Raw genomic sequence first — 23,072 nt, 5'->3', positions numbered from 1 at the left:
CGGACATGATCCGAGACGCAACCTCGTTAGGGGAGGGGATGAGTATGGCAAAAACAATCGGTAATCCAATCAGCTGGGCCGCCAGAAACATCAGTGCGTCCGGCGATCATATATCGGAAAGCGTATCGCGGATCGGAAGCGCCGACACCAAGCACCTGCCGGTGGTTCAAACGCTGACACTTCAGGACCTGCGTTCCTGCCTGAAAGCCGGATATCAGGACTTTCTGGAAACACGCGCCGACGCGATCTTCGTGGTGCTGATCTACCCGATTGCCGGGCTTCTGATGGTCGGCTTCGGGCTGAACATGAACATGGTGCCACTGCTGGCGCCCCTGATCGCGGGCTTTGCCCTGATCGGCCCGGTCGCAGCCGTGGGTCTGTACGAAATCAGCCGCAAGCGCGAACAGGGCGAAGTGGTTCAATGGCTGGACGCGTTCGGTGTCTTCCGGTCGCCGTCCTTCGGTGCCATATTGGCGCTTGGCTTCTACCTGGTCATGTTGCTGCTGATCTGGCTGATGGCCGCACAAGCCATCTATGCACAGACGCTGGGACCGGAACCGCCCGCCTCTCTGAGTGTGTTTGCAGCGCAGGTGTTCACAACCGGCGCAGGCTGGACCATGATCGTTGTCGGAACCGCCGTCGGTTTCCTGTTTGCGCTTGTCGCCCTGGCGATCAGTGTTGTCAGCTTTCCGCTTCTCCTGGACAAGCAGGTCGGGCTGCCGGTGGCTGTGGTAACATCCTTCCGCGTGACGCGCCAAAACCCGGGTGTGGTGTTGACCTGGGGCTTCATCGTCGCGGCCCTTCTTATTCTGGGGGCCATCCCGATGCTGCTGGGCCTGATCGTGGTGATGCCCGTTCTTGGCCATTCGACCTGGCACCTGTATCGTCGGGCCATCGCCTGACGCGGTCGCGCGCGGGGCACCCCCGCGCGCTGTTCCCTTAGCCTGCGACGTTCAGAACGATCTTGCCGATATGGCCCGAGCTTTCCATGCGCGCATGCGCTGCCGCCGCTTCGGCCAAGGCAAACTCGCTGTCCATCACAGGTGAGATCTTTCCGGCATCCAGAAGCGGCCAGACCGCCTCGCGCAAGTCCTGCGCGATCTTTGCCTTGGCCAGATCGCTTTGCGGGCGCAGGGTGCTTCCGGTCAGGGTCAGGCGTTTCACCATCATCATGGCAAAGTTCAACTCGACCTTCGGACCCTGCAGGAACGCGATCTGCACCAGACGTCCATCCTCGGCCAACGCCTTGACGTTGCGCGGGATGTAATCGCCCCCCACCATATCGAGGATCAGATTCGCCCCGCCTTCGACCCGCATCGCCGCCACGAAATCTTCGTCCCGGTAGTTGATCGCCTTTTCTGCTCCTAGCCGGACACAGGCTTCGCATTTCTCGGCAGATCCGGCTGTTGCAAAGACCCGTGCGCCAAAGGCATTGGCCAACTGGATCGCCGTTGTGCCAATTCCGCTGGATCCGCCATGGACCAAAAACCGCTCACCGGCTTTCAGCCCGCCGCGCGTGAAGACGTTGGACCAGACGGTGAAGAAGGTTTCGGGCAGGCATGCGGCTTCTTTCATGCCCATACCATTTGGCACAGGCAGACAATGGGCGGCGGGCGTGGCGACATATTCGGCGTAACCACCGCCTGGCAGAAGCGCGCAGACCTGATCGCCGAGTGACAGCCCTTCAACCCCTGATCCGATGGAAACCACTTCGCCGGAAGCTTCCAGGCCCGGCAGATCACTGGCGCCCGGAGGGGGATCATATGCACCTGCGCGCTGCAGCGCGTCGGGGCGGTTCACCCCGGCATAGGCGACCTTCAGGATTACCTGACCATTGGCCGGTTTCGGAATCGGGCGTTCGGTCAATCGCAGAACATCCGGGCCGCCAGGTTCGGATATTTCAACGGCGCGCATCGTCTGGGTCATGGGCAAATCTCCTTTGCCCAATGCCTAGCAGGCAATTTCTGGAAGGCCCAGACGCTTACTTGCGCGGATTCAGCATCCCGGGCAGATCGGTCCGCATTTTCATCGGCGGCTTCACCTGCCCGGCCAGCCAGTTCGGAACCGCAAGGAACGGCTTGAACAGTGGATTGTCGTTCACCTGTGCCTTGAGCTTCTCGAACTGCATGACATTGTCGATGCGCCGGTCCAGAAACTCCCATGTCTTCTGATGCGCGGGGGACTCATCACCCAGCCAGAACAGCAGGGTCGAAGAATACACTCCCGACAGGGTGGCGCGCTTGGTGTACCAGTTCACATCATCGGAAGTGTCGCCAAGCGTATCCCAGATCAGGTCGCAGGTCTGCCACAGTGCCTTGGCCCCGTCTGCCGCATGAAGGGGCAGCGCAAAAAGGGTCATACCCTTGCGGACCAATTCCTTATCCTCGACGGCCTGCAACCGAAAGCGCACAGCGGCAGCGACCCGATCGCGGAATTTCAGATCACCCAGATCTTCGGATTTCAGACGTTCGACCATGACTGCATCGCCGCGTGCATGGAAAGCCAGCGCCAGATCGACCGCGCCACGCGGACAGATCGCACGTGCCAGACCTTCATCCATGTCACAGTCCGCAATAGCCGCGCGAAAGCCCACCTCGGACCAGCCGTCAAACGGAACGTGGGTCAGCATCGCGTCCAAAAGCTGTTGCTTTGCATCTTCATAAGTGGTGGTCATAGCGGTTCTCCGGTTCTCAGAGCCAGTACTAGACAAGATATAACGGCTTTGCTATACGGCCAACTCCTGCAATTTCCTTGCAACTCTATCTAGAAAGGTGGTGACAACCACATGCAGGTTAGTGTTCGCGACAATAACGTCGATCAGGCGCTTCGGGCCCTGAAGAAAAAGCTGCAGCGCGAAGGCGTGTTCCGTGAAATGAAGCTGAAGCAACATTTCGAGAAACCGTCCGAGAAAAAAGCGCGCGAGAAAGCTGAAGCGATCCGCCGTGCCCGTAAACTGGCACGTAAGAAAGCACAGCGCGAAGGTTTGCTCTAAGCACCTTGCTCGTCCAGCTTTGGATGACACTATTTGACGACCCCCGAGGCCCTGCCCGGGGGTTTGTCGTTTTCAGGGGGCATCGCCCGTTTGCCGGTTACATTCCGCCGACCCGTGGGACAGACCGCGCGACAAGCTGCCATTTTCCCATCAGCAGCATTTTGCCCGGCATTTTGCAGCGCAGCGAATCCTGCCCGGAAAGCGCTGCGTCGCCGTAAACCGCCGATCTTTCGACAGTCTCTATCGCTGTCGCGCCTTGCACCTCTAAGTGGCGTCGTCCGCAAGGACTCAACCATAAACGGAGGCAACAATGTCGACTGCAAACACGTTCGAACGCGAAATGCTGGCGCTGATCAATCAGGAGCGCACATCCCGCGGGCTGAACCAGCTGAAACTTGAAACCCAGCTGAACGACTCGTCGGAAAACCACAGCAGCTGGATGCTGAACACGGATACCTTCAGCCACACCGGATCGGGCGGATCGAGCGCGACTCAGCGGATGGAGAATGCCGGGTTCGACCTGGAAGGCAGCTGGCGCACCGGCGAAAACATCGCCTGGCAATCCGAACGGGGCGCCCCCGGCATCAGCGACGATGTTGCCCAACTGCATCAGGGTCTGATGAACAGCCCGGGCCACCGCGCCAATATCCTGAACCCTGAATTCGAGTATATCGGTATTGGCATTGAAACCGGGGACATGCAGGGATTTGACGCGGTCATGGTCACCCAGAACTTTGCCGCAACCGATGCCGCTGTTCTGCCGGACACCGGAGAACCCTCGGCACCCGCCACGCCGGTCACACCGGTCGAGGAAACACCCGACCCGGAGGAAACGGATACCGAGATGACGGGCACGGATGTGACGGAACCCGAGCAGCCGGATGGCGAAACGACCGATACAGAGGTGACGGAAACGGAAGATCCGGAGACCGAAACAACCGACACCGAAGATACCGAAACGGAAGAGCCGGGGACTGAAACAACGGACGCGGATGAAACCGAGCCTGAGGAACCGGAGACCGAAACAACGGGGGCGGATGATACCGAGACCGAAGAACCAGTGACCGAAACGCCCGATACCGAAGTGACCGATTCAGGCAAACCGGAGTCCGATTGTTTTGACGTACAGGCCTTTCTGGATGAGATCGCTTCATTCCTGGAAAACCTGCAGGCCCAGTTCGATCATTTCGATTGGGATGGCACCGAAACCGCAGGCGACGAAACCGGTGACATGGATGACTTTGATCTTGTGACGGGTGAAGACAGCGAACAGATGGAAGACCCTGCTGATACCGGCATGGTCGCCGAAGACGGCTGTGACTTCATGATGTTCAATATCTTCAACGTTGACTGCATGATGGACGCCGCCTGATCCGGCGTTCCGGTGCGAGGCTGGACAACCAGCCTCGCACAACGTCATCAATAGATCTTGGGAACGTAAAGCTCATCCGGCAGGATGCGCCGTTCGTATTCGGGATTATATCGGCGGTCGGGCAGATTGACCTTGTCCTGCGGCACGTCCTCGTAGGGGATTTTGGTCAGCAGGTGCTCGATACAGTTCAGCCGCTCGCGCTTTTTGTCATTGCCTTCCACAATGTACCAAGGTGCCTCGGGGATATTGGTGCGGAAGAACATGTCTTCCTTGGCCTTGGTGTACGCCTCCCAGCGGATGCGGGATTCCAAATCCATGGGTGACAGTTTCCACTGTTTCATCGGGTCGTGAATCCGCATGAGGAATCGCAGTTGCTGTTCTTCATCGGTGATCGAGAACCAATATTTCAGAAGAATGATCCCCGACCGCACCAGCATCCGTTCAAATTCGGGAACGTCCTGAAAGAACTGCTCGACCTGGTTTTCATTGGCAAAGCCCATGACGCGTTCGACTCCGGCCCGGTTGTACCACGAGCGGTCGAAGAACACGATTTCACCTGCCGCAGGCAGATGCGGAACGTATCGTTGAAAATACCACTGGCTCTGCTCCCTGCGGCTGGGCGCAGGCAAGGCCACAACTCGGGCGACGCGCGGGTTCAGGCGTTGAGTGATGCGTTTGATCACCCCCCCTTTGCCGGCGCTGTCACGGCCTTCGAACAGAATGCAGACCTTGGCGCCGGTGTGAACCACCCAATCCTGCACCTTGATCAGCTCGGCCTGCAGGCGCAGCAGGTTCTGAAAATAAACCTTGCGGTCCAGCATGTCGGGATGCTGGTCCTTGTAGATCTTGCGGACCTCCATCGAAAGCATCGGTTCGCTGAACTCGATCTCAAAATCTTCGTCCAGCGTGTCTTCCAGTTCCGCCTCAAGCCAATCTTTGGGGGTACTGTTGTTTTCGTAGGTCAAGGTCTGCTCCTTATCGTTCGTCGGGTCTGGACCGTACCGGGCAAGTGTAACTGCCGGATGTCACCGAAAATGCGGTGACATCGCCAAATCCCCGGGCAAGTGGCGCTGACCTGACAGGTGCAGACCACGAAAACAGGGCCGTTGTGCGGTCTTTGTCCTGAATGTGGACCCATGGTGCCGGGGATACAAGCGTTAGAATTGACGCAATGCCAACAGGTTGAAACCAACAGGCCAGAGCGATATTGCCATTTCCCGCAATCAGGCGGCAACAATGCCGACATTGAACGCATGAGGCTTTTGTGGACCATTTTGTTTCTCTGTTGCCAATGATCTGGCCATGGACGGTCCTGATAACCGCTCAGGTAAGCACCTTGGCCGGGCACCTGCGGCTGGGTCTTGCGTTGCTTTTTCTATTCGCGGTCGCCGCGCTGATGACCGGGCTTCTGTCGCCGCTGGCAACCGGACTTGCCGTGTCAGGCTTGATCGGGGCCTGGTTTCTTCATCGACTACAGGGCCGGTGGGTTCTGGTCGGGCATCTGGCGTTGATTGTCTGGTGCATCGCACTTGGCGCACATCTGCTGCCCGGATTTCATAATCTTCTGGTCCTCGATCAGGTCCGCGCGGGTCCAGACAGCGCGCTGTTCTCATTGCACCTGAATCTAGACAAACCACTGGTGTTTTTCGCGGTCGTGCTTGCTTGTCCTACGATGTTGAGCCGAAAATCTCCGGTACGCTGGATGCCTCTTGCACTTGGTGTCGTAACTTTGCCGCTGCTCTTTGCAGCGGGATTACTGACTGGGGCCGTGCATCCGGAAGTCGGCCTGCCCGAATGGTGGCTGACCTTTGCCCTTTCTAACCTGTTCCTGACCTGCCTCGCGGAAGAGGCCTTCTTTCGCGGCTATCTGCAAACGGTTCTTGTGTCCCGGTTCGGCCCTGCCGCCGGAATTGCGGTCGCAAGCCTTCTGTTTGGCGTGGCCCATGCGGGCGGTGGCGTCCCTCTGGTCCTGTTTGCATCACTGCTTGGGCTGGGCTGCGGTCTGGGTTATTTCGCGACGGGACGAATTTGGGTTCCCGTTGTGATGCATTTCGTCTTCAACGCCCTGCATCTGGTCCTGTTCACCTATCCCGGCCCAGCCTGAAGATCACACGGGCAATGCGGTGGTCTTGAACACGGTCCGCAGCGCAAAGGAACTCTGCATCTGCGCCACGCCGGGCAAACGTGACAGGTATTGCCGGTGGATACGGGCAAAGTCCTCGGTGTTTTCCGCGACGACCTTCAGGATGTAATCCGCAGTACCCGCCATAAGATGGCATTCCAGAACATCCGGTATCCGCGATACTGCCTTCTCGAACGCATCCAGAACCTCTTCGGCCTGACCCTGTAACGTGATCTCGACAAACACGGTTGTCGGAACGTTCATCTTGCGCGCATCCAGCAGCGCCACGTAGTTGCGGATATAGCCTTCGACCTCGAGCCGCTGTACACGTCTGTGGCAGGCTGAGGGCGACAGATTCACCTGCTCTGAAAGCTCGGCATTGGACATTCTGCCATTGCGCTGCAGGGCGGCCAGAATCTTTCGATCAGTCGAATCTATGCTCATTCACGCAAATCCTTTGCAAGATTCTGACAGTATATCGAAGAATCCACCGAAACAAACTTAGTTTCCGGGCAAAGTTTCACAGAAATTGCGGCTGTGAGTGCCCATAATTTAGGCAGTTTATGGATGGAGAGCCCAAAATGAAAATCGGTTGCCCAAAGGAAATCAAACCTCAGGAATTCCGTGTCGGTATGACGCCCAACGCCGCACAGGAAGCTGTCGCGCGCGGCCATGAGGTCATCATCGAAACCGGAGCCGGCCTGGGATCCGGCTTTGACAATGACGCCTATACCGCTGCCGGTGCCAGCATCGTCGACACCGCGGCCGAGGTGTTCGCGACGGCGGACATGATCGTGAAAGTCAAGGAACCGCAGGCGGTCGAGCGCAAGATGCTGCGCGAAGGCCAGCTGCTGTTCACCTACCTTCACCTGGCCCCCGATCCGGATCAGACCCGCGACCTGCTGGACTCCGGCTGCACCGCCATTGCCTACGAAACCGTGACCGACGCCAATGGCGGCCTGCCGTTGCTGGCCCCGATGTCTGAAGTTGCTGGCCGTCTGGCCCCTCAGGTCGGCTCGTGGACACTGCAAAAGGCCAATGGTGGCCGCGGAGTTCTGATGGGCGGCGTTCCCGGTGTTGGCCCGGCAAAGGTCGTCGTGATCGGCGGTGGTGTTGTTGGTACCCACGCTGCCAAGATCGCAGCCGGCATGGGCGCGGACGTCACTGTTCTGGACCGTTCACTACCACGTCTGCGGTATCTGGACGACGTCTATGGCGGGACGTTCAAGAACCAGTACTCGACCGCTGGCGCAACGGCTGAACTGATCCAGACCGCAGACATGGTGATCGGCGCCGTTCTGATCCCCGGTGCAGAAGCTCCCAAGCTGGTCTCGCGCGCACAATTGTCCACAATGAAGCCGGGTGCGGTGCTGGTGGACGTGGCCATCGACCAGGGCGGCTGCTTTGAAACCTCGAAAGCCACCACCCATGCGGAACCGATCTACGAGGTCGATGGCATCATGCACTATTGCGTGGCCAACATGCCGGGCGCTGTTGCGCGCACCTCGACCATTGCATTGGGCAACGCGACCATGCCGTTCATGCTGGCACTTGCGGACAAGGGTTGGAAACAGGCATGTCAGGATGACCCGCACCTGCTGAACGGTCTGAACGTTCACGCCGGGCAGCTGACCTATTTCGCGGTCGGCAAGGCGCTGGGAATTGATGTCGTCTCTCCCAACGTTATTGTTAAATCCTAAGCCCTCCCGCCGTTGAAAGCGCCCGCTGATGCGGGTGCTTTACAGCGTTAGGCATAGCGCCGCGCCTTCGGGCGCGGCGCTGTCGTCTCAAGCTCCAGCGTGGCCGCAAAAAAAAAGCGCCGCGCGTTTTCGCGCGGCGCCGGACCCAACAGGAGAAGGGCATTTCCAATGCCCGCCCGACGGGCGGGAGCCATCAGCCCTGTTTCTGAATCTCCACTGAATGCGGATAGGGGATCGATACACCCTTGGCGTCAAAGGCTTCCTTGATCGTCTTGGTGAGTTCAAACCTGACGTCCCAGTAGTCCGCCGCCGCACACCAAAGGCGCGCAGTCAGATCGACTGAGCTGTCACCCAAATTGGTCACACGCACCCATGGCTCCGGATCGCTGTGAATACGTTCATCCGCCTTGGCCACATCCAGAATAATATTCATCGCCTCATCTGCGCTGTCGCCATAGTCAATGCCAAACACCAGATCGACGCGGCGCGTATCATGTGCCGAGTAGTTGGTGATGATCGATCCCCATGACTGGCCATTCGGAACGATGATCTGCACGTTGTCCGGCGTCACCAGTTCCGTCGTGAACAGATTGAGGTCTTTTACGGTCCCCGCCGTCCCGCCGATATCGACATACTGGCCCAGCTTGTAGGGGCGGAACACGACCAGCATGACACCTGCGGCCAGATCGCTCAGCGTTCCCTGCAGGGCCAGGCCGATGGCCAGCGATGCGGCACCCAGAATGGCCACGATACTGGTCGCCTGGATCCCAAAGATCCCAAGTACGGCAACGACAACCATCGCGAGAATGACCCATTTGATGATGCTGGCGGCAAAGTTGCCCAATGTTGGATCGATCTGAGGTGTTCTGTTGATCCGGCGACGGACCATACCGCTGATTGCACCCGCTGCGATCCAACCCAAAATCAGAACAATCAGCGCCTTGCCTGCATTCAGCACAACCGGCAGATAGCCGTTTGTCATTTCTACAATCTGGTCCATTTCCATTCCCGATCACTCCCTAAGCCGCAGTTTTCGCTATTATTAAAACAGATACCTATGCATCTGCGCAGATCCCAAACAATTGATGCAGCAGCAGTCACTTTTTCAGCATGCCGCAAGTCTCCTTACGTTTATCCGGCTCCCTCTGGCCTGCCCGCGATTTTTCGGTCTGTTCCTTCTGCCTTTTCGCGCGTTCCTTCGCACGATTCACCAGTTTTTCCAGCTGGGGCAAACCCCAAGTGTTGTGATTTCGTATAGGATGACTGCGCCATTCTCACAAACGCGCAATCATTTTCATGGGAAAGGCGGCATGTTTTTCCCCAGTGACGCCAGTGCTTGGAATCCGACCCGTCACGCCGAAGACGCCAGTTGGCAGCAATCAGCGCGGACCGGGGCCGTTTGCAAGGACGCCTGCATTCAGACGGTAAATCCGAGGAAAATGACCTGCGTTCGGTCCGCAGATCACTTCGGCAGCGCGCCGGTCAACACATAGCGCAGGACACCGACGACCTGTTCCGGTGTCTCGGTCACGGCCAGTGCGGCAGCGTCCACCTCTTTCAGCGCGTGCTGATGATCTGGCCCGTGCATCACGATCAGAGACTTACCCAAAGCCACCGCATAACCGGCATCAAAGGCGGCGTTCCATTGCTTGTATTTGTCGCCAAACCGAACCACGACCACATCCGCATCGGAGATCCCCTTGCGCGTTCTGATGGCGTTGACCATCGCGCCTTTGTGGTCATGCCAGTATTTGTCCGGCTCGGCGCCCAGAATGGCAACGCCGCAATCGTCACTGGCCGCATGATCCGTCACCGGGCTGTTGAACCCGATGCTCAGCCCCTTGGCACCTTCGATGATCTGTTCACGCCAGTCCGTATGGATTTCCCCGGACAGATAAACGTTCAGCATGGCTTTCTCCTCTCCAGACAACAAAGGGGCGCAACCGCCCCTTCATCTTTTTGAAAATACTCCCGCCGGAGGCGGACTCCATCAGCCCCGCAGCGTACCGCCCGTGGCCTTGGCGACCTTTTCAACGATCCTGGCGCTGACGGCTTCGATGTCTTTTTCCTTCAGCGTTTTGTCCGTCGGCTGAAGTCGCACGGTAATGGCCAGGGACTTTTTGCCTTCACCCACACTTCCACCGATAAATTCGTCGAACACACGCACGTCCTCAATCAGCGCCTTGTCGGCACCTGCCGCAGCATTGACCAGTGTCAGGGCCTCGACCCCGGCGTCGACAACAAAGGCAAAATCGCGCTCGACCGCCTGCAGGTCACGAAGTTCCAGCGCCGCGCGGGTGGCGCCGGATTTTCGGGGCAAAGGCACCTCGTCCGGCCAGATCGTGAAGGCCATTGCCGGTCCCTTGATATCCATCGCCTGCAGGACGCGCGGGTGCAGTTCGCCAAATACACCCAGCACCTTCTTCGGGCCCAGACAAATCCGACCGTGACGACCCGGATGCCACCAGGTGTCACCGTCACGCAAAACCTGAACCTTGGCAGGTGCGCCGATCGCGGCCAGAACGGCTTCGGCATCCGCCTTGGCGTCGAACACGTCGACCGGGCGCGACGCGCCATGCACATCCTTGGGGCCATTTCGACCGACCAGCAGGCCGGTAATTTGGGTCTTCTGATCGCCCGGTTCGCCATCATGAAAAACCGGACCGACCTCGAACAAAGCCACGTCCGCGTACCCACGCGCCTGATTGCGGGCCGCAGCCTGCAGCAGCCCCGGCAAAAGGTCCGGGCGCATATGGCTCATCTCGGACGAGATCGGATTTTCCAGCTTCGTCGCATCATCGCCCCCGCCAAACAGCGCGGCCGAGGCCTGATCGATGAACGTGTAGCTGACGCATTCGTTGTACCCAAGCGCCGCACAGGTGCGTCGCGCCATCGACTGCCGCCGCTGCGCCGGGGTCATCACCGGCTTCGGAATGCCGTCTGTGACCCGCGGCAATGGCTTTCCCTGCAGCTTGGTCAGGGACGCAATCCGCGCGACTTCTTCAACCAGATCGGCCTCACCCATGACATCGGGGCGCCAGCTGGGAACATGAGCCATCTCGCCTTCCAGACGAAAGCCCAGTCGGGTCAGGGTCTGGCGCTGCTCGCTTTCGGGGATGTCCATGCCGACCAGGGACCGAACCCGCGCCGCGTCCAGCTTGTAGGCACGCGCGTGATTCGGCGCCTTGCCTGCCTCGACCACGTTCGAAACTTCACCGCCACAGATATCAAGGATCATCTGCGTCGCATGCTCAAGCCCTTCACGGGTGTATTCCGGGTCGACGCCACGTTCAAAACGGTAACGGGCATCGGAATTGATCCTGAGCGCCCGGCCCGTCAAAGCAATCTGAACGTGATCCCAAAAGGCGCTTTCGAGGAAAACGTTAACGGTCTCTTCGGTGCAGCCGGTTTCCTGCCCGCCCATGATGCCCGCAATCGATTCCGGGCCCTTGTCATCCGAAATCACCATCATGCCGGGCTGAATCGTGTATTCCTTCTCGTCCAGTGCCACCAGCTTTTCGCCGCCTTTGGCGCGGTGAACGCGCAGGTTGCCCTGCACCTTGTCCGCGTCGAATACGTGTAGAGGGCGGTTGTGGTCAAACGTCATATAGTTGGTGATATCCACCAAGGCCGAAATCGGGCGCAGGCCGATCGCTTTCAGCTGATCCTGCAGCCATTGCGGGCTGGGACCGTTCTTGACACCCCGGATCAAACGACCGGTGAAATGCGGACAGCCGTCCAGCGTGTCCTCTTCAATCGTCACCTTGATCGGGCTTTCGTAGTCACCCGGGACCGGCACGTAGTCACGCTGTTTCAGGGTGCCGATGCCACGCGCGGCCAGATCGCGGGCAATCCCTTCAACGCCCAGCGCGTCCGGACGGTTCGGAGTGATCGCGATCTCGATCATCGGATCGACTTTCGAGGGGTCATTCTCAGCCAGCCAGTCAACAAACCTGTCGCCGACTTCGCCTGAAGGCAGTTCGATGATGCCGTCATGTTCGTCCGACAACTCAAGCTCGCGTTCAGACGCCATCATGCCGAAGCTTTCGACGCCACGGATCTTGCCCACGCTGATCGTCAGGTCCAGACCGGGGATATACATGCCGGGTTTGCAAACAACGACCGTGATACCCTCACGCGCATTCGGGGCACCGCAGATGATCTGCAACTCACCCTCATCGGTTTCGACTTTGCAGACGCGCAGCTTGTCCGCATCGGGGTGTTTCTCGGCATGTTTCACATAGCCGAGCCTAAAGTCCTTCAGCCGGTCCGCCGGGTTCACGATCTCTTCGACCTCCAGCCCAAGATCGGTCAGCGCCTCGGCGATCTCATCAACCGAAGCGTCAGTGTCGAGGTGGTCTTTCAGCCAGGACAGAGTGAATTTCATTGCACGGGGCCTTTTTTGGCAAACATCCAGTCGGCAAAGGCAATGGCAAAGATTGCGCCGGGGTGCAAGCGCCGCGCGTCACGGATAGGCTGGGGTGCGGCCCAAAAGCTCATCCAGTTGCCAGCCGATCCAGCCATGAGGGATGAAATGTCCGCCGGGATGGGTGTCCAGCACCACCTTTCCCCGCGCGCAATCGGTCCATTCCACCCGGCTGAGCGTCAGGAAAGGCTCGACACTCCAGTCGCCGCGCGGGGTTGCGGTTGCACAGCCGAGTTTTTCCCGCCACAGCGCCACCGGATAGGTCGTATCGCCGCCCGGACCAAAGGGGAAGCTCATTACTGTGTCATCGGTCCCGTGAACATGGCGCGCCTGGCGCGGGGATTCTGGGCAATCCTCGGTCTGCGGGATACTGCCCGCCACAGCCAACAAAGCGGTCACGTCATTGCCGGACTGGCAGACAAAGCGCCACGCCATCGCGCCGCCATAGGAATAGCCCGAGACATAGATGTGATCGGGGTCAATCGGATAGCGTTTGGCCACATCCTTTAGCACCCGGTCGGCAAAACCCACGTCGCCAGTGTCCGGCGTCCAGAAATCCCAGCTTTTGCCCAGCCCGTTCGGGGCCACCAGCAACACGCCCCGCAGCTTCGTGGCCCCGGCGATGCGCTGATGGTTGACCACCACGGCCCCCTGCCGCGCCCAGCCGTGGAAATGCAGCAGCACCGGCAGAGGCGTTTCGCCATCCCATCCATCCGGTTCCAGCACATGATACGAGCGGTCGCCCAACGGGCAGGCGGCATCGCCGTGACAGGTCTCAATCGCGGCAGCATGGGTGGCGGTCAGCAAGAAAAGGCAGAGCAGTCGATCAATCATGTGCGCGAGCCTAGCGGCATGTGTCGCGCTGTCACGTCACATATTGGTGTAGGCCGGGCTTCCGCCCGGCAACCGTCGCATGGTGGGCTGAAGCCCACCCTACATCAGATCAATGCGCCGCGCCACGCTATCGGCCTTCGCTTCGCGCTTGTTTCAATGCCAACTGAATTGTTCGACGAAAAGGCAAGTCAGTCAGATCCAAAGTGGCGGACATGAGGCAGAAGTTTACTTTCAATTACATTTAAAGCTCTAGACAACCTTTCTGTTATCGATCCCGGTGTCTGATCGTGATCGCCCCAAATGATGTCTTCGTATTTCTCAATTCGTTTAATATCTTTTTCTGACAACTCTCTTCCAAATCGAGCGTTGTCCCTTCTTGCCTCTCTAATCTTTCCCTTTAGCGCAACGATCAATTTTACACGCGCATCAAAAACGATGTCTATGGCATCCTGAACTTCACGATCTCCGACAAGCGCTTTTTGACGAACACCAAGCCGCCTCAACTCGGCAAATTCATGATCCAGATCAGCCAGTTCCTTCAACCTTCGACGAAAGTCATAAGCCCCATCGTCTTCCTCGCCTTCTGGAGCTCCAAACCCTATAGGGCTTCGAATGGCCTGAAACTTGCTAATCAATTCAGAAGTATGCGAAATCAACTCTTCGCCCAGTTCCGCTCGTTTCAGTGCTAGCTTTTCACCTTTCCACGAATGCAGTTGGCGATAAGCAACCCAAACACCCGCAGCCACTGAGACCGCTATGACTACTTGGCTCAAAGCAGCGATCCCCTCGAAAATGCTGCTTGAAGTAATTGTCACCGCGACAAACCACCATGCAGGTTCGGCATATCCAGCGCTGCAAACCCATAGTGGCGCAGCCAGCGCAGGTCGCTATCAAAGAACGCCCGCAAATCAGGAATCCCGTATTTCAGCATCGCCAGACGGTCGATCCCGATGCCAAAAGCGAAACCCTGATAGACCTCAGGATCAATCCCTCCGGCGGCGATCACCTTGGGGTGAACCATGCCCGAGCCCAGAATCTCCATCCAGTCGTCGCCCTCACCGATCTTCAGCTGACCGTTGTCCCAGGAACAGCGGATATCGACCTCGGCCGACGGCTCGGTGAAGGGGAAGTGCGAGGCGCGGAAGCGCAGTTCGACGTCGTCGACCTCGAAGAAGGCCTTTACGAACTCTTCCAGAACCCATTTCAGGTTCGCCATCGAGATGTCCTTGTCGATGGCCAGCCCCTCGACCTGATGGAACATCGGCGTGTGGGTCTGGTCATAGTCGGCGCGGTAGACACCGCCCGGACAGATCACGCGGATCGGCGCGCCTTGTTTCTCCATCGAGCGAATCTGCACCGGAGACGTATGCGTCCGCAGCACATGCGGCGGGCGATTGTCGCCCTCGGCGCGGTGCATGTAGAACGTATCCATCTCGGCCCGCGCGGGGTGGTGGCCGGGGATGTTCAGCGCGTCGAAGTTATGCCAGTCGGTCTCGATCCGCGGCCCTTCAGCCACCGAGAAGCCCAGTTCGGCAAAAATCGCGGTCAGTTCCTCGGTCGCCTGGCTGACCGGATGAATCGAGCCCTGACGGCGGGCGCGGGTCGGCAGCGTGACGTCCAGCCATTCGGTGCGCAGACGCTCATCCAGCGTGGCGTCGGCCAGAGCGGCTTTTTTGGCGGATAGCGCCGAGTTGATCTCATCCTTCAGGGCATTCAGCGCCGGGCCTGCAACCTGGCGTTCCTCGGGTGTCATTTTGCCCAGCTCGCGCATCTTCAGCGCGACTTCGCCCTTTTTGCCCACGGCGGCCAGGCGGATCGCTTCGAGTGCGTTCTCGTCGCCCGCGTCTGCGATCTGACCCAGATATTTTGCCTTAAGATCGTCCATGACGCTTCCTGACTTTGGCCCCTGAATGCTGCTGCGGACCTGCTATCACAGCAGCCCGCGAAAGCAAGAGGGCGCGCACATTCAGGCGGAACGTAACAGCGCGGTGGTTCTGTCCTGCCGCACCGGGCGCGCAGCAAGGCCATATGCCTCGGGGTGATTGCGCAGCTGGGGAAATAGCGCCAGCAACTCGTCCTGAGTGTCCGTTCCCAACCCCGCAAGCCCCTCCTGCCCCGGAAAAAAGCTCTCGGAGATCAGGCCAGAGGTGGTGACAAGCTGATGGCGGTCAAACAGCAGATGGATGTACCTGACAATGTCGCAAGGGTCTTGTGTCACGGTGGTGCCGTTGACCAGAGATATCGCGGGAACCAGTACCTCATCTTCGCCAAACAGCAATTCGGCCTGCCAACCGGTGATCAGGATACGATGCTGGGGAGAGACCAGAATATCGGCCTCGGCCCCAAGTGTACCTGAGTGGATCCGGATCGGCGCAAAGCGGCCACGACCTGAGACCGTGCGCCCGCCAACCCAGCGAACCGGCAGTGGCCCGTCGTCGATTGTGTTCACCAGATCGCCGGGACGCAGATTTTCGACAGCGCGACGTCCGTCGGGCGTCTCCACCATTGTGCCCGCCGTGAAACAGGCCGCACCGCTGTCGCCTGGGGCCACTGACCCGTAGGTCAGGGTATCCGGATCGGGCTGATTGAATTGCAACGTTGTCGTGGTCTGGTTCGGTCCGACCAGAACCGGCAGGTTGACCGAAGTCTGCCCCGCCGCAAGCCCGTTTTGCGCGACGATGTTCGTTGTGCCGCCACCGATATCGTAAAAATCGATGACCTGACCAGTGTTCGTATTGGTCAGTGCATAGGCTTCGTAGTTGGTCGGCCCGCCACCGTTGGGATCCGTCAGAAGGATCGGGAAGTCATCCGCCGATATGACAAAAACAAGCTCGTTGTTGTCGGCATCGACCGACATCTGAACTGAGGGATGATCCAGCGGAATTTCGATCCCGACCTGCCCGTTTGCCTGGTAGAACGAGACCGTGAAATCTGCCGGAATCTCATCCGGGCGCAGTGCGACTTCAAGAAATTCGTTTACGCCCGAACTGGCGGCGTAGGCGTTGGAATAATGAAGTTCACTGATACGGGCCATGGATCACTCGCGCGACGGAATGCGTGCTAGTATCTGACGGCCCGCAAGAAGTACAAGACATTAGGCCTGTTTTGGCAAATCATGCCTTAACGCGCCCGATGGTCTCAGTAGCTGTATTCAGGGTAAATACGGGTCAGATCGCCGTTCCAGTCTCCATAGAAGTGATCCAGCAACTCGTCTGCCGGAATCTTACCGGTTTCGATACTGTCCTTCAGCGCATTCAGGAAATGGGTCTCATCGGGGACCAGACCTCCGGCGCCGGGGCGGGCACGGGATTTCAGGCCGGCCTCGGAAATGGCCACCACTTCGCGTGCCAGATCACGCATGCTGATGTTGCCAACCCGCGCCTGCAGCCCGTCTTTGGCGGCCTCAACCCGCAGCGCCTCGCGGGTTTCCGCGTCCCAGCCTTTGACCAGATCCCACGCCGCATCCAGCGCGCTCTGATCGTAGGTCAGCCCGACCCAGAAGGCAGGCAGCGCGCACAGGCGACGCCACGGGCCGCCATCGGCTCCGCGCATTTCCATGAATTTCTTGATCCGCGCTTCAGGGAAGGCGGTGGTCAGGTGGTCGGCCCAGTCGGACAGGGTCGGGGTTTCCCCCGGCAGCGCCGGCAGTTTCCCCTGCAGAAAATCACGGAAGGACATGCCCAGAGCGTTGATATACTGTCCGTCGCGATAGACGAAATACATCGGCACATCGAGCGCATACTGAACGTAACGCTCGAACCCGAATCCGTCCTCGAACACGAAGGGCAACATCCCGGTGCGGGCATCGTCCAGATGCCGCCAGATGTGGCTGCGCCAGCTTTTCTGTCCGTTGACCTTGCCTTCGAAGAATGGGGAGTTCGCGAACAGCGCCGTTGCCACCGGCTGCAACGCCAGTGCCACGCGCAGTTTCTGAACCATGTCGGCCTCGGAGCCGAAGTCGATATTGACCTGTACCGTGCATGTGCGCCGCATCATGGCGCGGCCCATGGTGCCGACTTCTTCCATATAGTCGTTCATCAGCCGATAACGGCCCTTGGGCATCAGCGGCATCTGGTCATGGGTCCAGATCGGAGCCGCCCCCAAACCAATGAAACCGACACCAATCTCGTCGGCGATATCCTTCACCTCGCGCAGGTGAGTGTTCACCTCGTCACAGGTTTCGTGGATGGTCTCCAGTGGGGCACCCGACAATTCCAGCGCGCCGCCCGGTTCCAGGCTGACATTCGCGCCGTCCTTTTCCAGACCGATCAGATGCCCGGCTTCGCGTACCTCGCTCCAGCCGTGACGGTCGCGCAAGCCTTCAAGCACCGCAACGATGGACCGGGTGCCTTCAAACGGCAGCGGTTTCAGCGTGTCCTTGCAATACCCGAACTTCTCATGCTCGGTACCGATACGCCAATCGGCCTTGGGCTTGCAGCCCGATTCCAGATATTCGGCCAGTTGCTCGTGGCGTTCGATCGGCCCGCCGCCGGACTGGGGAATGGACATGAACCGCGCTCCGCTCCTGAAGTGTCTGTTGCTGGGTCAGTCGTGGTCGCAAACGCGGCCAGTGTCAATGCAGGCGCACATGCGACGGGCGCGAGGGCGTGCGTTCCCAGATTACCACCGGATGCGGCGATCCGCCGTTGAGTTCCGACAACATCTGTTCGGTTTTCAGCCCCGGCAGGGCCGAGAACACATCAAACAGCGCCTCGGCGCCTTCGGCGTTCACAGGAATGTGAAGTGCGGGCTGTCCCGGCTGGTCCAGCACCCAATGCGCCGGGTCCGAGGTCGGGTCCAGCGCCAGCCTCTCGATTTCGCGCGCCGCGACAATGCCGCCATCCAGAGGCCCGAGATAGGTGATCTGCCCCTCGTCTATTGTCACGACACCGGGACCACCCGCGCCCATGCGGAATCGCACCCGCTGCACCCCGATCACCGCCAGCGCCACCGCCACGGCGACCAAAATCCATCCCATCCAGCCCAGCAGCCCGCCGGGCCCGCCGATCCAACTGAGGCCCACCAGAAAAACGGCAACGGCCACCAGCACTTCGCGCCAACGCCAAAGGGCCAGTTTCGCTTCCGGGCGGATGAAACTCATGCGGCGGCCTCCTTTTCCGTCTTGAACAGGTTCACCGAGAACTGACCTGCCCGAACAAATCCTACTGCGATATAGGCCCGCGCCGCAAAATCTGAAGCGGCAAAAAGTACGGCACGTGACACACCGATTGCGCGCGTCTCGGCCAGATGCAGCGCGACGGCGGTTCGGGCATAGCCGCGGCGGCGCAGTTCGGGCGGCGTATAAACCCCGCCAATCTGAACCACTTCAGGCAAAACGGCGTTGAAACCGGTCATGCAGACAGGTTGGTTGTTCACCAACAACGCCCGGTGGCTGTCCCGGCTCAGATACCCGTCAATGTCGCGCTCGGCCTGATGTTGCGCCTGATCCGAGTCCTTTCCCAAGGATTCCAGATGGTAGCTGTGCCGCCAGTGAACGGCCAGCGCCCGGTCAATTGCCGACAAGGGGACAAGGCGCGCTCCCGGCAGGTCTGGAATAATCAGCTGTTCCAGTTCCAGCGAAAAGGCAGGCTCATCCCGGCTGAGGATAGCGGGTCTGTTTCGCCAGCCAGCCAGTTGCAAAATGCGCCGGGCTTGGGCGGCCTCACCGATCACACCGATGACCGGGCGGCTTTTCAACATCTTTAATACCGCTTCAAGCTCGACATCGGTGCAATCCGGGCACTGCGGCAACAGCATTCCTTCGTTCGTGATGGCCAGAACGGCGCGTAGCGGCTCGCCCAGCATCCAGATTTTCAAGGACCGGGGTTCCGATCCGTTCAGTCCGAAATCCCGCAGATTGGCCAGCGGAAACATTGAAGATTGCAGGTGACGGCGCAGGAATTCCTCGATCGTGGGCAGGTCGGTTGCCTGCGCCAAACACCAGGTCACGACCAATCCCCCAACGCCTGCTGCCACATGGTCAGGGCCGCCACAGTCGCGGTATCCGCGCGCAGAATGCGCGGGCCCAGACTGACCACATGCGCATAAGGCAATGCGGTCAAGCGGTTGCGCTCACGCTCGGAAAACCCGCCCTCGGGACCGATCAGAATGGCCCACGGCCCGCCCTTTTCCTGTTCGGCCAGCCTCAGCGCAGAGCCTACTTCCGCCTCGTTGCAGAACATCAGTTGCCGCCCATCGGGCCAAGCATCCAGCACACGGTCCAGGCGCTGCAGCTCGCAAACTTCGGGTACGAAGGTTCCGCCGCACTGTTCGGCGGCCTCAACCGCATGGGCCTGCAAACGGTCCTGCCGGATTCGTTCGGAATTGGTGAATTCGGTCTGCACCGGCATGATCCGAGCGGCACCCATTTCCGCCGCCTTTTCAACGATGAAGTCGGTGCGTGCCTTTTTGATCGGCGCGAACAGAAACCAAAGGTCAGGCGGCATCTGCAACGGTCTGGTCTGTTCGACACAGGCCAGCGTGCCGCCGCGTTTGCCTGCCTCGGCCACCTCGGCCAGCCACTCTCCGTCCCGGCTGTTGAACAGGGCAACGTGTGCCCCGACAGCCAGACGCATGACGCCGAACAGGTAATGTGCCTGCTCGCGGGTCAATTCAACGGATTGCCCCCGACCCAGAGGGTGCTCTACATACAGTCTGATTTTTGCACTCATGAGACCTTACATATGCAAGGCAATGCTCCAACACCAGATGGTCAGGTCGCCGATGCCGTCAGCGGCAACTGGGTCGACACCCATGCGCCCGCTTTTGCGCGGCCCTACCTGCGCCTCAGCCGCGCGGACCGGCCCATCGGCACGTGGCTGCTGCTGATTCCCTGCTGGTGGGGCCTTGCGCTGGCGATTCTCAGCGATGGGAACCCACGCTGGGAAGATCTGTGGATCGCGATCGGCTGCGCCATCGGAGCCTTTCTTATGCGTGGTGCAGGCTGTACCTGGAACGATATCACCGACCGCGAATTTGACGGGCAGGTGGAGCGCACACGGTCCCGGCCGATCCCGTCCGGTCAGGTCAGCGTTCGACAGGCCGTTGTCTGGATGGGCCTGCAATGCCTGCTGGCGCTGGGGATTCTTCTGACGTTCAATCAGGCGGCCATCGCCATGGGCGTTCTGTCCCTGTTGCCCGTGACCATCTACCCTTACGCAAAGCGGTTCACTTGGTGGCCTCAGGTCTTTCTGGGCCTGGCCTTCAATTGGGGCGCGCTGCTGGCCTGGACCGCCCATAGCGGCACGGTAGGCTGGCCCGCAGTTACCCTGTACCTGTCAGGCATCGCCTGGACGCTGTTTTACGATACCATCTATGCCCATCAGGATGCCGAGGATGACGAACTGATCGGCATCAAATCCACTGCGCGGCTGTTCGGGACGGATACGGCGAAATGGCTCAAGTATTTTCTGGTCGCAACCGTCGCGCTTATGGGACTTGCCATCATCGATGGTGCGGCCCAACAGGCGTCCATCATGGCACTGGTCGTTGCCTTGACCGGGCCATGGGCGATGGGCTGGCACATGGCCTGGCAATTGCGCGGGCTGGATATCGAAGACAACGCCAAACTGTTGCAACTGTTCCGGGCCAACCGCGACACCGGCTTGATTCCGCTGATCTTCCTCTGCGTCGCGCTTCTGCTCTGATTGCACCCCAGGCCACGCCTCTGTAAGAGTCCCGACCAATCGCCCGAGGAGTCCCGAAACCGCACATGCGTTTGCCTTTTTCCATCGCTGTTGTCCTGATCTTTCTCGTGTCGGGCGGTTTGTCGCTGCTGGCGGCCAGTTATGCCGTGACAAAGGTCGAAGAAGCTTCGGAATTTGCCGTGCGGCGGGCGCTGGATCTCAAGGGTCACGACTGGGCCGAAGTGCATTCAGACGGGCTGCGCGTGGTTCTGACCGGCACCGCTTCGGACGAGGCAACGCGATTCAACGCGCTGACCGCTGCCGGAACCGAAGTCGATACATCGCGTGTCATCGATGAGATGGAAGTTGCGCCCACCACAACGTTGGCGGCACCGCGGTTTTCGACCGAAATCCTGCGCAACGACAGTGGCATCTCGGTCATCGGTCTGATCCCGGCCAGCGTGGATCGTGACGCCATGATCAGCCAGTTGGAAAAACTGGTTCCAAACACTCCCGTGTCAGATCTGCTGGAAACGGCTGACTATCCCAAGCCGAAGGGCTGGGACGACGCATTTACTTACGCGCTGAGCGCGCTGGCGAAGCTGCCCCGGGCCAAGATCTCGGCCAGCCCCGGGCTGGTGCGGATCACGGCCATCACCGACAGCCAGAAGGAAAAAGAGATGCTGGAGCGCGATCTGACGCGTGCAGCACCGCCAAGCCTTCGGATCGGCCTGTCGATTTCAGCACCGCGCCCGGTGATCACACCTTTTACGCTGCGCTACCTGATCACCGAAGAAGGGGGGCGTTTCGACGCCTGTTCGGCGCAGGATGACGAGGCCCGTCAGACAATCGTAGCCGCCGCGCAAGCAGCAGGATTGTCCGGTCCTTACAGTTGCACCATCGGGCTGGGTGTCCCCTCGCCTCGCTGGGCCCGCGCAGCCGAGCTCAGCATCGGGGCGCTGGCCGATATCGGGCAGGGTTCCGTGACCATGTCCGATGCCGACATCACGCTGATTGCGGCGCAAGGCGCGGACCCCGCCACATTCGACCGGGTCGTGGGTGAATTGGAAAACGCATTGCCGGAAGTCTTTGCCCTGCACGCCGTTTTGCCCGAACCCGACACCCAAGACCAGGCCGGCCCGCCCGAGTTTTCCGCAACCCGCAGCCCGGAAGGCCTGGTGCAACTGCGCGGGCGTGTCGGGGATGAAACCCTGCGGGACATGGTCGACAGTTTTGCCCGCGCGGCCTTCGGCTCGGAACAGGTGCACGTGGCAACCCGCATTGTTCCCGATCTGCCCGCCGACTGGCCGCTGCGGGTGCTGGCCGGGCTTGAGGCGTTGTCGGAACTGCACAACGGTGTTCTGACGGTCACGCCCGAGGTGGTGGAACTGTCCGGTGTCAGCCATGAGGAAGATGCAAAGGCCCGCATAGCCGGGCATCTGTCTGACAAACTGGGTGAAGCGCAGGATTTCACCCTGTCGATCACCTATCAGGAACCGCCCGAACCCGAAGATGCCCTGCCCGATCCGGAGCTGTGCGAATCCCGGATTGCCGAGATTCAGGCGACAGGCAAGATCGCGTTTGAACCCGGTTCGGCCACCGTTGCCACCGAATCGCGGGATACGCTGAACCAGATCGCAGAGATCCTGCGGGAATGTGGCCCCATCCGGCTTGAAATTCAGGGCCACACGGACAGTCAGGGCCGCGAAGAGATGAACCAGCAGCTGAGCCAGTCCCGCGCCCAGTCCGTTCTGAGTGAGCTGCGCGCGCGCCGGATCCCGACGGCAAGCTACTCGGCCGTCGGCTATGGTGAAACGCAACCCATCGCGGACAACGACAGCGAAGAAGGCCGGGAAGAAAACCGCCGCATCGAATTTCGCCTGATCCGGCCCGAACCGGTTGCGGACAGGGAAACCGGGTTAGATGCGCTGGAGGCAACGCCATCCGAGCCTGAAGTACCGGAAAACAGCGCATCTGATGCGGATGCAGGGGATCAGTAAA

At 59.7% G+C, this 23,072-nt stretch carries 22 protein-coding genes; 7 read left to right on the top strand and 15 right to left on the bottom strand.

Going from position 1 to position 23,072, the window contains the following annotated elements:
- Positions 1 to 44: 44 nt before the first annotated feature.
- The gene (locus tag ACR1XU_RS14175) at positions 45 to 902 is read left to right on the top strand and encodes a DUF2189 domain-containing protein (protein ID WP_170807373.1); all 858 of its coding nucleotides are present in this window, start codon (positions 45 to 47) and stop codon (positions 900 to 902) included.
- A gap of 37 nt (positions 903 to 939) precedes the next feature.
- Here ACR1XU_RS14175 and ACR1XU_RS14170 read toward each other — a convergent pair whose 3' ends face one another.
- The gene (locus tag ACR1XU_RS14170) at positions 940 to 1,926 is read right to left on the bottom strand and encodes an NAD(P)H-quinone oxidoreductase (RefSeq protein ID WP_170619267.1); all 987 of its coding nucleotides are present in this window, start codon (positions 1,924 to 1,926) and stop codon (positions 940 to 942) included.
- 55 nt (positions 1,927 to 1,981) lie between these two features.
- Positions 1,982 to 2,674: a COQ9 family protein gene (locus tag ACR1XU_RS14165; protein WP_170815817.1), complete on the bottom strand. Its 693-nt coding sequence runs from the start codon at positions 2,672 to 2,674 to the stop codon at positions 1,982 to 1,984.
- A gap of 111 nt (positions 2,675 to 2,785) precedes the next feature.
- On the opposite strand from ACR1XU_RS14165, the gene rpsU reads away from it, so the two are divergent.
- Positions 2,786 to 2,992 carry a 30S ribosomal protein S21 gene (gene rpsU, locus ACR1XU_RS14160; RefSeq protein WP_005614280.1) on the top strand — a complete coding sequence of 69 codons (207 nt, stop codon included), beginning with the start codon at positions 2,786 to 2,788 and terminating at the stop codon, positions 2,990 to 2,992.
- 310 nt (positions 2,993 to 3,302) lie between these two features.
- A complete protein-coding gene (locus ACR1XU_RS14155; RefSeq protein ID WP_480904634.1) occupies positions 3,303 to 4,364 on the top strand; it encodes a CAP domain-containing protein in 1,062 nt (353 codons plus the stop codon).
- 47 nt (positions 4,365 to 4,411) lie between these two features.
- Here ACR1XU_RS14155 and ppk2 read toward each other — a convergent pair whose 3' ends face one another.
- Positions 4,412 to 5,329, bottom strand: a complete 918-nt coding sequence (ppk2, locus tag ACR1XU_RS14150) for a polyphosphate kinase 2 (protein ID WP_170614336.1) — start codon at positions 5,327 to 5,329, stop codon at positions 4,412 to 4,414.
- A 299-nt stretch (positions 5,330 to 5,628) separates the two neighbouring features.
- Between ppk2 and ACR1XU_RS14145 the strand changes: the two genes are divergently transcribed.
- The gene (locus tag ACR1XU_RS14145; RefSeq protein WP_480904631.1) at positions 5,629 to 6,468 is read left to right on the top strand and encodes a CPBP family intramembrane glutamic endopeptidase; all 840 of its coding nucleotides are present in this window, start codon (positions 5,629 to 5,631) and stop codon (positions 6,466 to 6,468) included.
- Between the two features lie 3 nt (positions 6,469 to 6,471).
- On the opposite strand, the gene ACR1XU_RS14140 is transcribed toward ACR1XU_RS14145, so the two are convergent.
- Complete coding sequence (locus tag ACR1XU_RS14140) at positions 6,472 to 6,930, bottom strand: Lrp/AsnC family transcriptional regulator (RefSeq protein ID WP_170614335.1); 459 nt, start codon at positions 6,928 to 6,930, stop codon at positions 6,472 to 6,474.
- 137 nt (positions 6,931 to 7,067) lie between these two features.
- Between ACR1XU_RS14140 and ald the strand changes: the two genes are divergently transcribed.
- Positions 7,068 to 8,186: an alanine dehydrogenase gene (ald, locus tag ACR1XU_RS14135; protein WP_170614334.1), complete on the top strand. Its 1,119-nt coding sequence runs from the start codon at positions 7,068 to 7,070 to the stop codon at positions 8,184 to 8,186.
- Between the two features lie 193 nt (positions 8,187 to 8,379).
- Here ald and ACR1XU_RS14130 read toward each other — a convergent pair whose 3' ends face one another.
- The 11 genes from ACR1XU_RS14130 to ACR1XU_RS14080 form a co-directional block, all read right to left on the bottom strand.
- Positions 8,380 to 9,186, bottom strand: coding sequence for a mechanosensitive ion channel family protein (locus tag ACR1XU_RS14130; RefSeq protein WP_170614333.1), 807 nt, complete (start codon positions 9,184 to 9,186; stop codon positions 8,380 to 8,382).
- A gap of 462 nt (positions 9,187 to 9,648) precedes the next feature.
- Positions 9,649 to 10,095: a YtoQ family protein gene (locus ACR1XU_RS14125; protein ID WP_480904626.1), complete on the bottom strand. Its 447-nt coding sequence runs from the start codon at positions 10,093 to 10,095 to the stop codon at positions 9,649 to 9,651.
- A gap of 81 nt (positions 10,096 to 10,176) precedes the next feature.
- Positions 10,177 to 12,573 (bottom strand): phenylalanine--tRNA ligase subunit beta, encoded by a 2,397-nt coding sequence (pheT, locus tag ACR1XU_RS14120; RefSeq protein ID WP_480904624.1) that lies wholly within the window; start codon positions 12,571 to 12,573, stop codon positions 10,177 to 10,179.
- Positions 12,574 to 12,651: 78 nt separating this feature from the next.
- A complete protein-coding gene (locus ACR1XU_RS14115; protein WP_480904621.1) occupies positions 12,652 to 13,446 on the bottom strand; it encodes a CE1 family esterase in 795 nt (264 codons plus the stop codon).
- A gap of 188 nt (positions 13,447 to 13,634) precedes the next feature.
- On the bottom strand, positions 13,635 to 14,219 hold the full coding sequence (locus ACR1XU_RS14110) for a hypothetical protein (protein WP_480915620.1): 585 nt from the start codon (positions 14,217 to 14,219) through the stop codon (positions 13,635 to 13,637).
- A 38-nt stretch (positions 14,220 to 14,257) separates the two neighbouring features.
- Complete coding sequence (pheS, locus tag ACR1XU_RS14105) at positions 14,258 to 15,331, bottom strand: phenylalanine--tRNA ligase subunit alpha (RefSeq protein WP_480904615.1); 1,074 nt, start codon at positions 15,329 to 15,331, stop codon at positions 14,258 to 14,260.
- Between the two features lie 81 nt (positions 15,332 to 15,412).
- A complete protein-coding gene (locus ACR1XU_RS14100; RefSeq protein WP_480904612.1) occupies positions 15,413 to 16,480 on the bottom strand; it encodes a Hint domain-containing protein in 1,068 nt (355 codons plus the stop codon).
- Positions 16,481 to 16,584: 104 nt separating this feature from the next.
- On the bottom strand, positions 16,585 to 17,955 hold the full coding sequence (locus ACR1XU_RS14095; protein ID WP_170807362.1) for a glutamate--cysteine ligase: 1,371 nt from the start codon (positions 17,953 to 17,955) through the stop codon (positions 16,585 to 16,587).
- 64 nt (positions 17,956 to 18,019) lie between these two features.
- Complete coding sequence (locus tag ACR1XU_RS14090; protein ID WP_480904609.1) at positions 18,020 to 18,547, bottom strand: hypothetical protein; 528 nt, start codon at positions 18,545 to 18,547, stop codon at positions 18,020 to 18,022.
- Positions 18,544 to 19,395 carry a GNAT family N-acetyltransferase gene (locus ACR1XU_RS14085; RefSeq protein ID WP_480904606.1) on the bottom strand — a complete coding sequence of 284 codons (852 nt, stop codon included), beginning with the start codon at positions 19,393 to 19,395 and terminating at the stop codon, positions 18,544 to 18,546. Before ACR1XU_RS14085 ends, ACR1XU_RS14090 begins: the two co-directional genes overlap by 4 nt.
- Positions 19,392 to 20,117: a 16S rRNA (uracil(1498)-N(3))-methyltransferase gene (locus ACR1XU_RS14080; RefSeq protein WP_321249436.1), complete on the bottom strand. Its 726-nt coding sequence runs from the start codon at positions 20,115 to 20,117 to the stop codon at positions 19,392 to 19,394. Before ACR1XU_RS14080 ends, ACR1XU_RS14085 begins: the two co-directional genes overlap by 4 nt.
- Positions 20,118 to 20,129: 12 nt before the next feature.
- Between ACR1XU_RS14080 and ubiA the strand changes: the two genes are divergently transcribed.
- Complete coding sequence (gene ubiA / locus ACR1XU_RS14075) at positions 20,130 to 21,092, top strand: 4-hydroxybenzoate octaprenyltransferase (RefSeq protein ID WP_480904603.1); 963 nt, start codon at positions 20,130 to 20,132, stop codon at positions 21,090 to 21,092.
- Positions 21,093 to 21,157: 65 nt separating this feature from the next.
- On the top strand, positions 21,158 to 23,071 hold the full coding sequence (locus tag ACR1XU_RS14070) for an OmpA family protein (protein ID WP_480904601.1): 1,914 nt from the start codon (positions 21,158 to 21,160) through the stop codon (positions 23,069 to 23,071).
- The last annotated feature ends 1 nt before the right edge of the window (position 23,072 follow it).

Source organism: Ruegeria sp. D1(2025), assembly GCF_056536425.1.
This window is presented reverse-complemented; position numbering and strand designations above follow the sequence as displayed.

Coding starts and splice junctions, on each gene's coding strand:
- ACR1XU_RS14175 (WP_170807373.1), top strand. CDS start 45: ATGGCAAAAACAATCGGTAATCCAATCAGCTGGGCCGCCAGAAACATC.
- ACR1XU_RS14170 (WP_170619267.1), bottom strand. CDS start 1,926: ATGACCCAGACGATGCGCGCCGTTGAAATATCCGAACCTGGCGGCCCG.
- ACR1XU_RS14165 (WP_170815817.1), bottom strand. CDS start 2,674: ATGACCACCACTTATGAAGATGCAAAGCAACAGCTTTTGGACGCGATG.
- rpsU (WP_005614280.1), top strand. CDS start 2,786: ATGCAGGTTAGTGTTCGCGACAATAACGTCGATCAGGCGCTTCGGGCC.
- ACR1XU_RS14155 (WP_480904634.1), top strand. CDS start 3,303: ATGTCGACTGCAAACACGTTCGAACGCGAAATGCTGGCGCTGATCAAT.
- ACR1XU_RS14140 (WP_170614335.1), bottom strand. CDS start 6,930: ATGAGCATAGATTCGACTGATCGAAAGATTCTGGCCGCCCTGCAGCGC.
- ald (WP_170614334.1), top strand. CDS start 7,068: ATGAAAATCGGTTGCCCAAAGGAAATCAAACCTCAGGAATTCCGTGTC.
- ACR1XU_RS14130 (WP_170614333.1), bottom strand. CDS start 9,186: ATGGACCAGATTGTAGAAATGACAAACGGCTATCTGCCGGTTGTGCTG.
- ACR1XU_RS14125 (WP_480904626.1), bottom strand. CDS start 10,095: ATGCTGAACGTTTATCTGTCCGGGGAAATCCATACGGACTGGCGTGAA.
- pheT (WP_480904624.1), bottom strand. CDS start 12,573: ATGAAATTCACTCTGTCCTGGCTGAAAGACCACCTCGACACTGACGCT.
- ACR1XU_RS14115 (WP_480904621.1), bottom strand. CDS start 13,446: ATGATTGATCGACTGCTCTGCCTTTTCTTGCTGACCGCCACCCATGCT.
- pheS (WP_480904615.1), bottom strand. CDS start 15,331: ATGGACGATCTTAAGGCAAAATATCTGGGTCAGATCGCAGACGCGGGC.
- ACR1XU_RS14100 (WP_480904612.1), bottom strand. CDS start 16,480: ATGGCCCGTATCAGTGAACTTCATTATTCCAACGCCTACGCCGCCAGT.
- ACR1XU_RS14095 (WP_170807362.1), bottom strand. CDS start 17,955: ATGTCCATTCCCCAGTCCGGCGGCGGGCCGATCGAACGCCACGAGCAA.
- ACR1XU_RS14090 (WP_480904609.1), bottom strand. CDS start 18,547: ATGAGTTTCATCCGCCCGGAAGCGAAACTGGCCCTTTGGCGTTGGCGC.
- ACR1XU_RS14080 (WP_321249436.1), bottom strand. CDS start 20,117: ATGAGTGCAAAAATCAGACTGTATGTAGAGCACCCTCTGGGTCGGGGG.
- ubiA (WP_480904603.1), top strand. CDS start 20,130: ATGCAAGGCAATGCTCCAACACCAGATGGTCAGGTCGCCGATGCCGTC.
- ACR1XU_RS14070 (WP_480904601.1), top strand. CDS start 21,158: ATGCGTTTGCCTTTTTCCATCGCTGTTGTCCTGATCTTTCTCGTGTCG.